This window comes from uncultured Porphyromonas sp. (assembly GCF_902489635.1).
In the GTDB taxonomy this organism is placed as follows: domain Bacteria; phylum Bacteroidota; class Bacteroidia; order Bacteroidales; family Porphyromonadaceae; genus Porphyromonas.
Genome location: NZ_CABUAN010000005.1, coordinates 26,573 through 41,345 on the forward strand (window position 1 = coordinate 26,573; position 14,773 = coordinate 41,345).

The window sequence follows — 14,773 nt, forward strand, 5'->3', positions numbered from 1 at the left end:
ACCATACGCGTGATCACTCACGTGATCCGCTCTCTAAGCAAAAACAATCAATCCAATTCACAATTAGCTATGAAAAGAGTACTAAAAGGACTCGCACTCGTGCCCTTGCTCTGGCTCTTGTTACTACCTCAAGTGGTGGCCGCTCAGGCACTACCCACGACACTGGTGGTCAAGACCACAGAGAGCAACGAGCTATGCTATGATCTGACCAAGATCAGCAAGATCACCTTCACTTCTGGGGCGATCAAGATCGAACGCAATGATGCTGGCAAGCACTTCACACCCGAGATGGTGTCTATGAGTGGCATCAACAAGCTCTTCTTTGCTCAAGATCGCAAAGATAACACAACCAACATCACATCGCCTCTCCTAGCTCCGACAGCAACTCTGAGCTACTACACGGTGGGACGGGAGATCCACATCGAGGGCTTCACAGCCAGCGATGAGACACTCTACATCTACACTGCCGATGGACAGCTGGTCGCACAGCAGGCCATCACCTCTACCACTTGCATCCTAGATGCTACTACATGGCCTAGCGGACTATACATCGCAACTACAAACGTACACAACACTCTCAAGATAACTCTCTAATGAAAAAGCAATTACTACACATTATCCTAGCTGGGCTACTCGCCCTCCTACCCTCGCTCGCCTTGGCTCAAAGCAACGAGCGCATGCTCATCTACTCCAAGAGCGGCGAGATACTGCCCTATCGTGTAGAGCATATCGATAGCATCAAGTTCCTCACGGACGACGTAAATCTCACGCTCAATCCGACAATCACACCACACCCAGATGGGACAACTGGCAAGATGAAGCTCAAGGTGGGCGACGTAGGTGGTGACGTCCGGAGCATCAAGGTAATCCTCCCGGAGAGCTTTATGATCGCCAAGATGAACGATATGCAGTGCCTCCGCCTCTTCACCCCAGAGATGGCTGCTAGTATGGGTGTCCAGATCTTTAACGTCGAGGGTGGCAAGGAGTACGACCTCGCTGGTATGCAGCAGGGCTATGACTACACGGCCCTCTTCCTCCCGTACGACGAGTTTGGTTGTCCAGGTAACGTCAAGCGCGTTGAGTTCAAAGTTCCCAAGGGCCCGCTCGCTGGCGACCCACAGATCAAGGTCGACTTCACAGACATCACGCCTAACGGCTACACAGCTACGCTAAAGCCCAATGCAGACGTCAAGGGTTACTTCTTCCTCAATGACCTGACAGATGCTAGCGCGAGAGACCAGATGATGCAGATGTTTGGCATCCCCGACCTCAAGCACTACATCGTACTATATGGTACAGACTTTGATACCCGCAAAGCTCACGAGGGTGAGTCTAAGAGCGTGATGAATGACTTTATGCCAGGCACGAGCTACTCAGTCTTTGTAGTCCTAGTCGATAAGGATGGCCAGTACTCCGACGTCCAAGAGTTTAAGGTTACGACAACTAAGAAGGGTACCTCAGAGACAGCTCATGTGAGCATCGAGGTTAAGGATATAACCAAGACGGAGGCGACTGTCGTAAACACACCTGACGAAAACACCTCCTCCTATCGTGAAACCATTGTCGAGAAGTCTCTGTACAACGAGGATGAGATGATGAAGTACTTAACAGAGACTCCCGAGAGCAGAGAATTACCCTATCACAGTGATGTATACACTTGGACTTGGGGCGATCTCAAGCCAGGCACCGCCTACTATGCGCTAGCAATCGCTCAGAACGCTGACGGCAAGTGGGGTCCCCTCGCCAAGGTCGAGTTTACTACGCTCTCAACCAATCAGACCACCACGCTACCTCTGGCATACCTCACTGAGTACAACGTCAATCCCGAGGGCACGGACTTCGTCACAACACAAGATCTCGATGTGAGCGGTTACTTCTCCTATGAGGACGCTGTGGATAAGTTTACTAACATAACCATCGCTGGAAAGAAATACCACCTCCCCAGCAAAGAGGAGTGGATGGCAATACTACCCGTTTCTGCAGAACCTGACCATGTAAGCTTTTCCGAGCAGCGGACTCATAGTGACATTCGCGAGGATGTAAGTATCGCAGGAGAAAGTATCTCTTCGACCAATGACTATCAGAGCAATGGCAATGGAAGTGTATATGCTCTTCGTTATAAGGGTACTAACTATGTATCCGCTTGGCGATATGAGTACACGACACTAAACGGAGGAAGAGTGATGAAGATCACTTGTCGCTCACTACAAACCAAGAGTACTTTGCCAACTTTAGAAGAGATCGCTGCTTCGGAGTTTTGGGACACTAACAACGGCGAAGACGTTGTTCGATACTTCCCCGCTGCAGGCTTTATTGATTCAGAGGACGAGCCCTTTGGAGAGTCTTCTGCTGGTTATTATTGGTCTTCCACCAAGCACAACATGTGGTACTCTTGGAATGCTCTCTTTGGTAAGGAGTATGCCTGTACATACCAAGGGGAATCATCTAATAGATTTTCCATACGCCTATTTGAAGATGCTAGCAAGTAAATCCTCTCTCATTGCTGCCTGATCAACGTCTCAGCGACAGCAAAACGTAAAGCGAAGGCTCAACCGCTTCCATTCAGCAGTTGAGCCTTCTCTCTTCTTGTCTCTATCCTATGATTGTTCTGCAGCAATTCTAGACAAAGAGGCTCCAGCCACCACCTATCATGATGACTGGAGCCTCTATAGTATTGGCAGAGAGGTCTTCTCTAGTAGACTCTCTCGCCTTAGCTGTACTCTTTACTAGCGAACGACCTTGAAGGAGGTGATTCCTTCGCTACCACTCACGGCGATGATATAGCTGCCACGTGGTAGCGGTCGCATATCTATCTCATGCTTCGTAGTAGACAGGAGCACCTCTCCAGAGAGACTATATAGCGTCACTGCCAGGAAGTCCCCGTGGATCGTACAGAACCCATCCTCTTGCGTTAGGGTGATAGCACTATTCGTGGGGATGGTAACAGCATTGCCCTTGACCTGCTCCAGCTTGATATCCGTGATTTGGAGACAAGCGTAGCGGTTCTGATTGATCGGTGATATGAGGTGCATTCCGATAGAGGAGACACCCTCGGGGATGTCTACTATAGCCTCGTAGCTTTGTAGCTCTATCACACCATCGTCATTGGCAGTGCCCGCAGGGATGACTATATTAGTCATCTTCGTTTGGTCTGTCGCGTTGTTGTTTCTACCCGTGGTGATCTCGATCGTCTCCTCAGAGATAGCACGAGCACGGAAGGTAATCTTGCAGCGCTTGTCCTTGTCAAAAGTGATAGGCGGAGAAATCAGCCACTCATCGGTAGCCACTACATAGGTAGGCGTAAGCGTAGGATTGATAACGTACTCTATGGCGTCGGCCACGTCGTTGAATATCTGTCCCGTAAAGTCACTATTAACAAACCAGCTCCAGCCGTCATGGTTACCATCGATGAGCCTCCAGCGCTTAGCATACTCCTCTCCCTCGAAAGTCTCCTCGACAGGAGGTGTGAGAGCAGGACCAGCTACGACCCAGTCGCTGTGTGTCGTACTTTCGCCAGCCTCGTTGATAGCCTTGATAGTATAGTAGTATCCCGAGAGCTCAGAGATGCTCTTGTCGCTGTAGCGGAGCTCCTTAACAGCCTTGGCAATGGGCTCTGTACTATCGGAGCGATAGAGATCGTAAGAGAGCTTGTCCTTATTGATAGTAGCTCCATGGGCTCCTACCTTGGGAGCTTGCCATGTGAGCAGCACCTCTTTCGATCCGTCGGCCGTCATCAGCTCTATATCTGTCACCTGAGCGGGTGCGTCTAAGCCTACCCATAGAGATATGGAGGTACGCTCGCCTTCGCCAGCTTCATTGAGAGCAGAGACCGTGTAGAGATACTCGCCAGCCTGTGGCACCTCTTTATCCTCATACGTGAGGAGCTGATCAGGAGTGGCATCGGCAAAGGAGTGGATCTCTACGCCATTGCGGTAGAGCTTGACAGAAGAGAGTGCTGAGAGGGGCTTACCTGAGAAGGTCTTAGCGGGATTCTTCCACTGAACAGTGGCTACCAGCGCACTATTGACATCAGCCTCTGCGACTAAGTCAGACACAGCTGCAGGAGCCTCATTGCCACCCTGAGCGAATGGTATAAAAAGTGCTTGTAGCAGCGCTTTTTCGCCCACCTTGCCAAATGGCTTGACCATAGGAGTAGCAGGCGTAGAGAGGTCAAAGCGTATCAGCTGAGCATTCTTGTCACTCATCGTAGAGGTCGTGGCGACCCAGTAGAGGAGATCGCCGTCTGTACGGTCGAACTCAAGCGACTGATTGCTCAGTACACCTCCTAGCTGAGGATCGATCACCTCTTCGAGCTTACCACTAGCGGGGTCTATCTTATTGAGTACCCCAGCGGAGGTAAGTGTGTAGAACTCCCCACGACTATTTACCGCTAGAGGACCACAGCTAGACTCCAACTGGCAAATCTCCTTAAAGGCTCCAGTCGCTAGATCTACCTCAACCAGTCTGGCACTCCCCGCAGAGAATGTCGTGGCATACATCTTGTGCGTCGTATAGTCGTAAGTCATATCGAGCACCCGTGCACCAAAATCCTCGGGATCTGCCCATCGGCCGATGTTTTTGCGCTCCTTAGTGCGTACATTGTAGGAGATAAACCACTCAGGACGTGGTCCTCTCTGACTGGTGTAGACGTAAGTGCAGGCGTAGATGATACCATCACAAGCTGCTCCAGCGTAGACGCCCTCATCGTTGCCGAAGGTGAGATCACTCTGAGTCTGCTCAGGCTCATCTAGGTAGAAGTGACCGAAGCCGTACTGCCCAGCACCAAACTGCTGATTGCTCTGGAAGAATCCGTACGCTATGCGATGAGGAGCTTCAGATGTAGGCCTCTTCTCACCACTATAGGGCTGAGGCTTCTCCTCACCATACTTCTCTATATTCATAGAGTAGACGGGCCACCCCTTGGCAGTAGCTATAGCTACCTCATCTTCGTAGGCAAAGTTGCCCTCTAGATCCGTTATCTCTAGCAGATAGATGCCCTGTGGGTTAAGACCCATGTAGTCATCCCAATCATCTGCGGCAAAGGCGCGATACTTTGGTAGCGCGCTCAAGAGCTGTACCATCGCATCCCCCTTGATCTTATTGCGCTGTATCTCTAGATGCCCTAACCTGTTGTTAGTAGCTAGCTTGATCCCCTCAATATTGTTATTAAAGCAACTAAGCTCTTGCAGCAGCGGACAGTGCGACAGGTCTAGCGTACCAGTCAAGAGATTCTCTCGACAAACGAGAGAACCCAAGTTGGCATTGTGACTCAGGTCTATAGAGACAAGCTTATTGCCCCAGCAACTAAAGTCTGCTAACTGAGGAAGACCACTGAGGTCTATCGACGTCAGATGGTTAGAGCCGACGTAGAGACGCACCAAGTTGGGCAGTTCCCCTAGAGTGATTGAGGTGATCTCATTGTCATCTACGAGGAGCTGCTCTAGACTCAGAGCCTTGCTTGCATCGACAGAGAGGAGTTTGTTGCTAGAGCAGTCTAGCTTCTTGACCTTGCCTGTGATAGTAATCGTCGACTCCTCTAGCTTATAGTAACCAGGTGAGTCGTAAGAGGCTCCCGTGACCGTGACGTCTCCGTCGGCAGTCATATTCAGACCGATATATTCGTCCTTTTGCTTTGCAGAGACGAGAACGATCTGCTCCACTTGCAGCGGATCACCCTCCTCGCTGATAGAGAGGAATGCGTCATCCCACACTTTTACGGCTTGGTAGAGAGCCTTGCTCCCGATGGGGACGAAGAGATTCATCTTATAGTTGGGAAACATCACACCAAAAGCTCCCGTCTCAGCTACGGGTGGCTCCACTGCTCGAATGTGAAACTCTTTGAGCTCCTTACAGTTGTCAAAAGCCCCCACGTCGATTGTCTTAATGGTCGAGGGGAGGTAGACCTTCGTAAGCTTTACCGCAGAGGCACAGAAGCTATTAGGTATACCGACGACTCCCTCCGAGATTATTAGCGTCTCTAAGCTTTGTGTACTCTCGAAGGCTGACGGCTTGATGGTGGTAACCGTCTTAGGCGTCTGATAGCTAGCACGCTCTGCAGCGGCTGGATAGACGAAGAGAGTCTCTTTTGCCTTGTCAAAGAGAACCCCCTCATCGGTAGTAAAAGAGGCATTGAGCGATGATACAGAGATGCTCTTAAGGCCTGGACACCCACCAAAAGCTGCGTCGCCGATGCTCTCGAGGGCCCGCCCTAAGCGCACATCTTGTAGCTTACTGCCCCAGAAGCAGGTCTTGCCGATACTCTTTAGGGTAGAACTCTCTGGGAGCGATATCAAACCCGTTTTGTAGAATGCCATCTCGCCTATAGACTCAAGGCTATTCGGCAGGTTGATCCGCTCCAAGAGGTAGCAGCTCATAAAGACTTTAGCATTTATCTTCTGAAGTCCTTCTGGCAGGGTCACCTCCTTAAGAGCACTACACTTAAAGAAGCAGGAGGCTCCAATCGTTGTGATATTACGAGGTAGTGAGAAGGTCTCAAAGTGCTTGTTGCCATAGAACTTATAGCTGGGCAGTGTACCCTCTGGAGCTCCCTGCGAGTTAACAAAGTCTGCCTGCGAGAGGTCTACATGCTTGAGCGATGATAGGCCATCGAGTGTGCCGAGGTCGGCATCGTTGAGGACGCCCCGGACGATAAGTGTCTCTAAGCTCGTACTGCCCGCCAGCTGATTGGCAAGCGTGCCAGCCTCTGTGATCGTCACCTCTAGACGCGTGTCTTGAGCCACAGACCTCTGTGAAGAGAAGAGGAAAAGGCTCCACGCCATGATCAGAGCTACGATCCAAGCTCTGGATAGGAGTATTTGTTTACTCATAATTATAGTGGTTTAGTTAGTTGGTGACATGACTACAGGTATAGCAACGCAAGCTATGCCTCCTATGAGCCAAAGATACACTTTATTTTTTATGGTAGAGGCACCTTACTCCGCAATTCTCACGAGCAATCGCTGTGAGGACGTAAGGCTATCCGTCTCATCGAACTACTTAGTTTACTGAATCTATGAAGGATAAGTAGGATACACGTGACGACCTGCAGAAGACTTTACGTGCAGCACGTCCGAGGAGAAAACGACAAGAGGGAGCGCCGAACCAATGCTCGACACTCCCTCTCCTATTGTTACTCTGAGCTAAGACGAGTGGAAGAGGCTCTATCAGTCCTCACGCGCTATAGTACCCGATCACATCAAGTGATGGACTACCATAACTCTCTGTCTCGTCGACGCTCTTGCGAGGCTACTCCTCCTCGGCTGCCTTCTCAGTAGCTGGAGCCTGCTGGTCAGCTGCCTTAGCGGCACCGCTACCACGACGTGAACGACGCGTACGCTTCTTGCCCTCACTCTTAGGAGCAGAGGCGCTCTTGGCGATGTTGTCGTTGAAGTCTACAAGCTCGATAAAGCACATAGAGGCGTTGTCGCCAAGACGTAGTCCTGTGCGTAGGATGCGTGTATAACCTCCAGGGCGATCGCCGACCTTGTCGACGACGGTGCCATAGAGCTCCTTGACGGCCTCCTTGTCACGCAGGTAGCTGAAGGCTAGACGACGAGATGCGGTGGTGTCGTTTTTTGCCGCAGTGATGATAGGCTCGACAAACTTGCGCAGTTCCTTAGCCTTGGCCACTGTCGTATTGATCCGCTTGTGCATGATGAGCGAGCTAGCCATATTGGCAAGCATAGCCTCACGATGTGCCTTGGAGCGGCCTAGATGGTTGAATTTCTTATTGTGTCTCATAAGAGGGATTAATCATTATCTAATCTATAGGGTGTGAGATCCATATCAAAGTCCAGATCCTGATCTGCTAAGAATTGCTCGATCTCGATGAGCGACTTCTTGCCGAAGTTCTTGATCTTCAAGAGCTCCTCGCGATCCCTACTCAGCAGGTCGGCAATCGTGGAGATGCCCGCAGCCTTGAGACAGTTGAGCGCACGAACAGAGAGATCTGTGGTCGCTAGGTCTGTCATCAATTGCGAACGAACCTTCATCAGCTGATTGTCTAAGAGCTGATCAGGCTCCTCCTCGGGGAGCTCGACCTCAAACTCCTTGTCCGTAAAGAGTGCGAAGTGCGAGATCAAGATCGTCGCAGCCTCACGCAGTGCTTCACGTGGGTGGATCGTGCCATCGGTCTCAATCTCCAGGACAAGCTTCTCGTAGTCTGTACGCTGATCTACACGATACGCCTCGGTGGTCTGATTGACCTTGCGGATCGGGGTGTAGATACCATCGATGGGGAGCGTATTGACGGGATCGTCCTCGCGGCGGTTCTCCTCGGAGACGACATAGCCACGCCCCTTGTTGATGCGTATCTCTATGGTGAAGTCAGCGTCCTCAGCTAGATTGCAGATGACCAAGTCAGGGTTTTGTACCTTGTAGCTCGTCAAGACCTGATTGAGGTCACCAGCCTGAAAGGTGCTACGACCTGTGACATGGAGCGTGATGGTCTCTTCCTGAGGATCCTCGACAGCTGCCTTGAATCTGATCTGCTTGAGGTTGAGTATGATATGGGTTACATCTTCCAATACCCCTGGAATAGTAGCAAATTCATGCTCTACACCTTCGATACGGATAGAAGCTATTGCATACCCCTCTAGCGATGAGAGGAGGATGCGCCGCAAGGCGTTGCCAATAGTCATAGCATAGCCTGGCTCTAGAGGCTTAAATTCAAACTTGGCGTAGTGATCCGAAGCGTCCAGCATGAGGACGCTGTCAGGTTGTTGAAATGCTAATATTGCCATAGAGTAGAGGGTTACTTAGAATACAATTCGACGATGAGCTGCTCCTTGATGGGCTCGGGGATCTCCTCACGTGTAGGTACGTTGAGGAACTTACCACTGTAGGTACGTGCATCCCACTCTAGCCATGGATACTTGCTATGATTGTATCCAGCAAGAGAGTCTGCGATGACCTCCATAGACTTGTCACGCTCACGTACACCGATGATCTGTCCGGGCTTGAGCGTATAGGAGGGGATGTTGACCACCTCACCATCGACGACGATGTGACGGTGAGAAACGAGCTGACGTGCAGCAGCACGCGTGGGAGCAATGCCTAGACGGAAGACAACGTTGTCTAGACGAGACTCGAGGAGTTGTAGCAGTACTTCACCTGTGATGCCTGAGGTGCGCTGTGCCTTCTCAAAGAGATTGCGGAACTGACGCTCTAGGACCCCGTAGGTGTACTTAGCCATCTGCTTCTCGCGGAGCTGGAGTGCATACTCGCTCTGCTTGCGACGACGGTTGTTGCCGTGCTGACCTGGAGGGTAGTTTTTCTTGCTCAGGACTTTGTCTGCACCAAAGATGGGCTCACCAAACTTTCGTGCGATCTTGGACTTAGGACCAATATATCTTGCCATTGTTCTATTTCATTTTAATGCTACTCCATACATCTGCTCTACAGGATGCTCGAGTGAGGCAGAGCCTCTCTCAGCTGTGTCAGGGTCGAGGCGGGGATCATATCTCAAGTAGTAAGTCTAGAAGTGACGGCGCATATAGAGCAGCCGCGATGCGATTAGAATAAGAGGGAAAGTAAATGAGCAACCGCATCAATCTCACACTACGTCTGTCGACTTACAGAGTCACTATCTTGAGTCTATATCTGAGCTAAGACCTATCTGTGGAGCTTGCTATGTGCGACCGGCACCAAGGACTGACTAGGCAGTCTATTCTGTAGATTAAGTAGGGATAAAGTCCTGTTGCGGACTCTCCTAGCTATCACTACAAGGTCGGTGTGACCGCTCTATAGGTAGCTGTGATTCTATCTTGTAGCAACTAAACCTTACGTCTCTTAGGAGGACGACAGCCGTTGTGTGGTAGTGGTGTGACGTCGATGATCTCTGTCACCTCGATACCAGCACCGTGGATGGTGCGGATAGCTGACTCACGACCATTGCCTGGTCCCTTGACATAAGCCTTGACCTTGCGTAGCCCTAGATCGAATGCTGTCTTAGCGCAGTCTTGAGCTGCGAGCTGAGCGGCATAGGGAGTGTTCTTCTTAGAGCTGCGGAATCCCATCTTACCAGCTGATGACCAGCTGATGACCTGTCCCTCACTATTGGTGAGGGTGATGATGATGTTATTGAAAGAAGAGTGTATGTGCGCCTGCCCCTGGGCATCGACCTTGACTGCTCTCTTTTTTGTTACGGTTTTCTTTGCCATAAGGTGGTTTTATTACTTAGTTGCCTTCTTCTTACCAGCGACTGTCTTGCGCTTACCCTTACGTGTGCGGGCATTGTTCTTAGTACTCTGCCCACGTAGGGGGAGTCCTAGACGATGCCTGATGCCTCGGTAGCAGCCGATGTCCATGAGACGCTTGATGTTGAGCTGTGTCTCGCCACGCAGATCACCCTCGACCTTGTAGCCATTGGAGATCTGCTCACGGATAGCTGCAGCTTGATCATCTGTCCAATCCTGGACCTTGATGTTGCGATCGACTCCTGCAGCATCCAAGATGCGAGCAGCACTGCTACGACCTATACCATATATATAGGTCAAGGCTATCTCACCTCTTTTGTTTTGCGGCAGATCGACGCCGACGATTCTTATTGCCATACTCTATATACTGTGTGATGTTTGTTGCGTGATAAGCTGACTCTCCGTCATCCTAGATGATGTGCGGAGCGTCATTCCTAAGCTCATCCTTGACGCTGCTTGAACTTAGGATTCTTCTTATTGATGATGTACAGACGACCTTTGCGTCTGACGATCTTACAGTCTTCTGATCGCTTTTTGATTGATGCTCTGACTTTCATAGTATGCTCTTATTCTGATTGTCGCTATGACTTGATTACTTGTATCTATAGGAGATACGACCACGTGTGAGGTCGTACGGAGACATCTCTACCTTCACTTTGTCTCCTGGCAGTATGCGGATGAAGTGCATACGCATCTTACCCGATATATGGGCTGTGATGACATGCCCGTTCTGAAGCTGTACCTTGAACATGGCATTGCTCAATGCCTCAAGAACGACTCCATCCTGTTCAATAGCTGTTTGTTTAGCCATATTAAAACTCTCGTGTGCCTAAGACTTCTTTGATATACTCGTATGTAGATAGGATCTGCGGAGCTTGCCCATCAGGCATGATAGCTATGCAGTGCTCAAAGTGCGCTGCGGGCTTGCCGTCGTGCGTACGGACGGTCCATCCGTCGGACTCGAAGACGACCTTGCGTCGTCCCATCGTCACCATAGGCTCGATGCAGATACACATACCTGCTCGTAGCTTGGGACCAAATCCTGGATGACCGTAGTTAGGGACGTTGGGATCTTCGTGCATCTCATGCCCGATACCATGCCCCACGAGTTCACGGACGATGCCATAGCCCTGTGCCTCACAGTGACGCTGGACTGCCGCCCCGATGTGCCCGACGTAATGCCCCTCGACAGCTTGCTTGATACCTAGATAGAGGGAGTCACGAGTGACCGTCAGCAGACGCTCTACCTCGGGATCGATCTCCCCTACCGCAAAGGTATAAGCACTATCTCCGGTAAAGCCGTTGATATGCGTACCACAATCTACGGAGATGATGTCTCCCTCATGTAGTATCTCTCGATCTGATGGGATGCCATGCACCACGTGATCATTGATCGAGGTACAGATACTAGCTGGGAAGCCGCCATAACCTAAGAACGCAGGAGTAGCTCCATGATCACATATAAACGTATAGGCGATCGTGTCTAGCTGCTTGGTGCTAACTCCAGGAGCAATGTGCTTTGCCACCTCTCCCAAGGTCTCGCCAACGAGCCTGTTGGCCACACGCATCAGCTCTATCTCCTCTGGTGTCTTTAGGTAAATCATCTAGTCGAATATATCAAATGAAACAACGCTACCTGTGGAGTATCAATATGCTGATACGGACCCTGTACGTCCCTTGATACGTCCACTCTTGAGTAGACCATCGTAGTGACGCATCAAGAGGTGACTCTCGACTTGCTGTAGCGTATCTAGGACGACACCTACGAGGATCAGCAGTGATGTACCTCCAAAGAACTGTGCAAACGCCGAGCTAATACCCAGGATCTGAGCAAAGGCTGGCATGATAGCAACTATTGCTAGGAAGAGTGCTCCAGGTAGTGTGATACGATCCATGATACCATCGAGATAGTCTCGCGTGCTACGCCCTGGCTTGACGCCTGGGATAAATCCATTGTTGCGCTTGAGGTCATCGGCCATCTGTGTGGGGTTGATCGTAATCGCCGTATAGAAATAGGTGAAAAGGATGATCAACGTAGCAAAGATGAAGTTGTACCAGAAGCTTGTATTGTCTGACAATACCTGGATAAAGCGTGAGGGTGTACCATCTCCTCCGGTGAAGTAGCTGGCTAGTGAGATAGGTATAAACATGATCGCCTGAGCGAAGATGATAGGCATCACGTTGGCAGCATTCACCTTAAGAGGGATATACTGACGTGCGCCACCATACTGCTTATTACCCACTACACGCTTGGCATACTGCACGGGCACTTTGCGTGTACCCTGTACGAGTAGGATAGCTCCAGCAGTGACGAACAGTAGGAATACGATCTCAGCAAGAAATGCCACAAGTCCTCCAGATGAGCTGATGAGACGGAAGTTAAACTCTGCTATCAGCGCATGAGGCAGACGAGCGATAATACCGATAAGGATGATGAATGAGATACCATTGCCGACACCCTTGTCTGTAATACGCTCACCCAGCCAAAGGACAAACATACTGCCCGCAGCTAGTATGACGGTAGCAAATACACGATACATGAAGCCCGAAGGTAGCGACGCTCCAGCAGCGCGTAGCTGCATGTCTAGATTCAACAGATAGGCAGGAGCCTGTATCAAGAGGATCAGCACCGTCAGGTAGCGTGTCCACTGATTGATCTTGCGTCGTCCGCTCTCACCCTCTCGCTGCATCTTCTGCATGGAGGGGATGATGATCGCTGCCAGCTGCATCACGATACTTGCCGAGATGTAAGGCATGATACCTAGAGCAAATATCGAAGCATTGGAGAAGGCACCTCCCGAAAACATGTTGAGCAGTGCCATCAGACCTTCACTGGTCTGACTGGCTAGACTGGTCAGTGTATCGGGGTTGACTCCAGGCAATACGACGAAGCTACCTAATCGGTATATGACCACATACAGGATGGTGATGAGAATCCGCTTACGCAGATCCTCAATCTTCCATATATTCTTAATTGTATCTACTAACCGCATATCAGCTTATCTTATTGTATCGATCCTCCCTGAGCCTCTATGAGCTCCTTGGCACGTGCCGAGTAAGCGTCAGCCTCGACCTGTATGGGTCGTGTCAGCTCACCCTGTGCTAGGATCTTTACTAAATCATTACGTGAGGCTAGACCAGCAGCGACTAGTATATCCTTGGTGATGACGGCTGTCTCTGCTTGATTAGGGAAGAATGTAGTATCCTGTGCCAAGTGCTCGAGAGCTGCGAGGTTCACAGGACGATAGTCTACCCTATTGATGTTGTTGAAGCCAAACTTAGGTAGGCGACGCTGTATAGGCATCTGACCACCCTCAAATCCGACCTTATGCTTGTATCCAGAGCGAGACTTGGCTCCCTTGTGTCCACGTGTAGACGTACCACCACGGCCAGAACCCTGACCACGACCGATGCGACGACGAGACTTGACAGAGCCCTCGGCTGGCTTAAGTGTAGATAAGTCCATTGCTATTATCTGTCTATATTTTATTACTCTACGACCTGAACCAAGTGGTGTACTTTGGCCACCATACCCCTGATCTGAGGGGTATCCTCATGCTCTACAATCTGGTGCATCTTGCGAAGACCTAGACCATCGAGGGTGCGCTTCTGAGACTTGTTGCACCGTATGCGACTACGGACTTGCTCGATTCTGATTTTTGCCATAATACTCTTTACTTGTCTAGGTGATTATCCTTTAAACACGCGCTCTACAGAGATACCTCTGCTCTGAGCAACCATCAAGGGGCTACGTAGCTCAGCAAGTGCTGCGATGGTAGCCTTGACGAGGTTGTGGGGGTTCGTCGATCCCTGGCTCTTGGCTAGGACGTCTGTAACACCTACACTGTCTAGTACCGCACGCATAGCACCACCGGCGATGACTCCCGAACCGGCAGAAGCGGGGCGCAGCAAGATGCGAGCACCACCGAAGCGACCGATCTGCTCATGAGGTATGGTGCCGTTGTGGATGGGTACACGTATAAGATTCTTCTTGGCAGCCTCTACGCCCTTGGCGATGGCTGCAGGCACTTCGCTGGCACGACCCATACCATATCCTACGACGCCATCCTCGTTACCGACGACAACAATCGCAGCAAAGGTAAAGGTGCGACCACCTTTCGTGACCTTAGTTACTCGATTGATAGCTACTAGGCGATCCTTAAGATCTAGATCATTGGTAGCTGTGACTCTATTTGTTGCTATTGCCATGATGTGCTCTATGATTTAGAATTTGAGACCTCCTGTACGAGCTGCATCAGCTAGCTCCTTGACACGACCATGATAGAGATATCCATTACGATCGAAAACCACTGTATCAATACCAGCAGCCAGAGCTACACGAGCTATCTCCTGCCCTACCTGAGCGGCGACCTCTTTCTTAGTACCAGAGGTCTCCATCTTAAGTGAGGAGGCGCTTGCTAGGGTACGTCCTTCTATATCGTCGATGACCTGCGCGTAGATCTGCTTATTGCTTCTGAATACAGACAGACGTGGTCTCTGGGGTGTACCACTTATCTTGCCACGCACACGTGTCTTGATGTGCTTTCTTCTTTGTGCTTTCTTGTTCATATGACTCT

Annotated in this window: 16 protein-coding genes; 2 read left to right on the forward strand and 14 right to left on the reverse strand. The window is 50.5% G+C overall.

Annotation, left to right across the window (positions count from 1 at the left end):
- The first annotated feature begins 69 nt into the window (after positions 1-69).
- Together RDM37_RS01805 and RDM37_RS01810 are read left to right on the forward strand one after the other, a co-directional pair.
- Complete coding sequence (locus RDM37_RS01805) at positions 70-594, forward strand: hypothetical protein (protein WP_308554591.1); 525 nt, start codon at positions 70-72, stop codon at positions 592-594.
- Positions 594-2,489 carry a hypothetical protein gene (locus RDM37_RS01810; protein WP_308554592.1) on the forward strand — a complete coding sequence of 632 codons (1,896 nt, stop codon included), beginning with the start codon at positions 594-596 and terminating at the stop codon, positions 2,487-2,489. Before RDM37_RS01805 ends, RDM37_RS01810 begins: the two co-directional genes overlap by 1 nt.
- A 237-nt stretch (positions 2,490-2,726) precedes the next feature.
- Here RDM37_RS01810 and RDM37_RS01815 read toward each other — a convergent pair whose 3' ends face one another.
- The 14 genes from RDM37_RS01815 to rplR form a co-directional block, all read right to left on the reverse strand.
- Positions 2,727-6,827: a leucine-rich repeat protein gene (locus tag RDM37_RS01815; protein WP_308554593.1), complete on the reverse strand. Its 4,101-nt coding sequence runs from the start codon at positions 6,825-6,827 to the stop codon at positions 2,727-2,729.
- A 418-nt stretch (positions 6,828-7,245) separates the two neighbouring features.
- Positions 7,246-7,740 carry a 50S ribosomal protein L17 gene (gene rplQ / locus RDM37_RS01820; RefSeq protein ID WP_308554594.1) on the reverse strand — a complete coding sequence of 165 codons (495 nt, stop codon included), beginning with the start codon at positions 7,738-7,740 and terminating at the stop codon, positions 7,246-7,248.
- Between the two features lie 8 nt (positions 7,741-7,748).
- Positions 7,749-8,741, reverse strand: coding sequence for a DNA-directed RNA polymerase subunit alpha (locus RDM37_RS01825; protein ID WP_298888816.1), 993 nt, complete (start codon positions 8,739-8,741; stop codon positions 7,749-7,751).
- A gap of 11 nt (positions 8,742-8,752) precedes the next feature.
- Positions 8,753-9,358, reverse strand: coding sequence for a 30S ribosomal protein S4 (gene rpsD / locus RDM37_RS01830; RefSeq protein ID WP_308554595.1), 606 nt, complete (start codon positions 9,356-9,358; stop codon positions 8,753-8,755).
- 415 nt (positions 9,359-9,773) lie between these two features.
- Entirely contained in the window at positions 9,774-10,160 is a 387-nt protein-coding gene (gene rpsK / locus RDM37_RS01835; protein ID WP_007365587.1) for a 30S ribosomal protein S11, read from the reverse strand.
- 12 nt (positions 10,161-10,172) lie between these two features.
- Entirely contained in the window at positions 10,173-10,553 is a 381-nt protein-coding gene (gene rpsM, locus RDM37_RS01840; RefSeq protein ID WP_299367266.1) for a 30S ribosomal protein S13, read from the reverse strand.
- Positions 10,554-10,636: 83 nt separating this feature from the next.
- On the reverse strand, positions 10,637-10,753 hold the full coding sequence (gene ykgO / locus RDM37_RS01845) for a type B 50S ribosomal protein L36 (protein ID WP_004331524.1): 117 nt from the start codon (positions 10,751-10,753) through the stop codon (positions 10,637-10,639).
- A 35-nt stretch (positions 10,754-10,788) separates the two neighbouring features.
- Complete coding sequence (infA, locus tag RDM37_RS01850) at positions 10,789-11,007, reverse strand: translation initiation factor IF-1 (protein ID WP_293965512.1); 219 nt, start codon at positions 11,005-11,007, stop codon at positions 10,789-10,791.
- Position 11,008: 1 nt separating this feature from the next.
- Positions 11,009-11,800, reverse strand: a complete 792-nt coding sequence (map, locus tag RDM37_RS01855) for a type I methionyl aminopeptidase (protein WP_299367270.1) — start codon at positions 11,798-11,800, stop codon at positions 11,009-11,011.
- Positions 11,801-11,842: 42 nt separating this feature from the next.
- Positions 11,843-13,189 carry a preprotein translocase subunit SecY gene (gene secY / locus RDM37_RS01860; RefSeq protein WP_308554596.1) on the reverse strand — a complete coding sequence of 449 codons (1,347 nt, stop codon included), beginning with the start codon at positions 13,187-13,189 and terminating at the stop codon, positions 11,843-11,845.
- A gap of 11 nt (positions 13,190-13,200) precedes the next feature.
- Positions 13,201-13,662, reverse strand: a complete 462-nt coding sequence (gene rplO, locus RDM37_RS01865) for a 50S ribosomal protein L15 (protein ID WP_004331553.1) — start codon at positions 13,660-13,662, stop codon at positions 13,201-13,203.
- Positions 13,663-13,685: 23 nt separating this feature from the next.
- The gene (rpmD, locus tag RDM37_RS01870; RefSeq protein ID WP_293964705.1) at positions 13,686-13,862 is read right to left on the reverse strand and encodes a 50S ribosomal protein L30; all 177 of its coding nucleotides are present in this window, start codon (positions 13,860-13,862) and stop codon (positions 13,686-13,688) included.
- Between the two features lie 24 nt (positions 13,863-13,886).
- Positions 13,887-14,405: a 30S ribosomal protein S5 gene (rpsE, locus tag RDM37_RS01875; RefSeq protein ID WP_004331511.1), complete on the reverse strand. Its 519-nt coding sequence runs from the start codon at positions 14,403-14,405 to the stop codon at positions 13,887-13,889.
- 15 nt (positions 14,406-14,420) lie between these two features.
- Positions 14,421-14,765 (reverse strand): 50S ribosomal protein L18, encoded by a 345-nt coding sequence (gene rplR / locus RDM37_RS01880; RefSeq protein ID WP_004331528.1) that lies wholly within the window; start codon positions 14,763-14,765, stop codon positions 14,421-14,423.
- Positions 14,766-14,773: the final 8 nt, after the last annotated feature.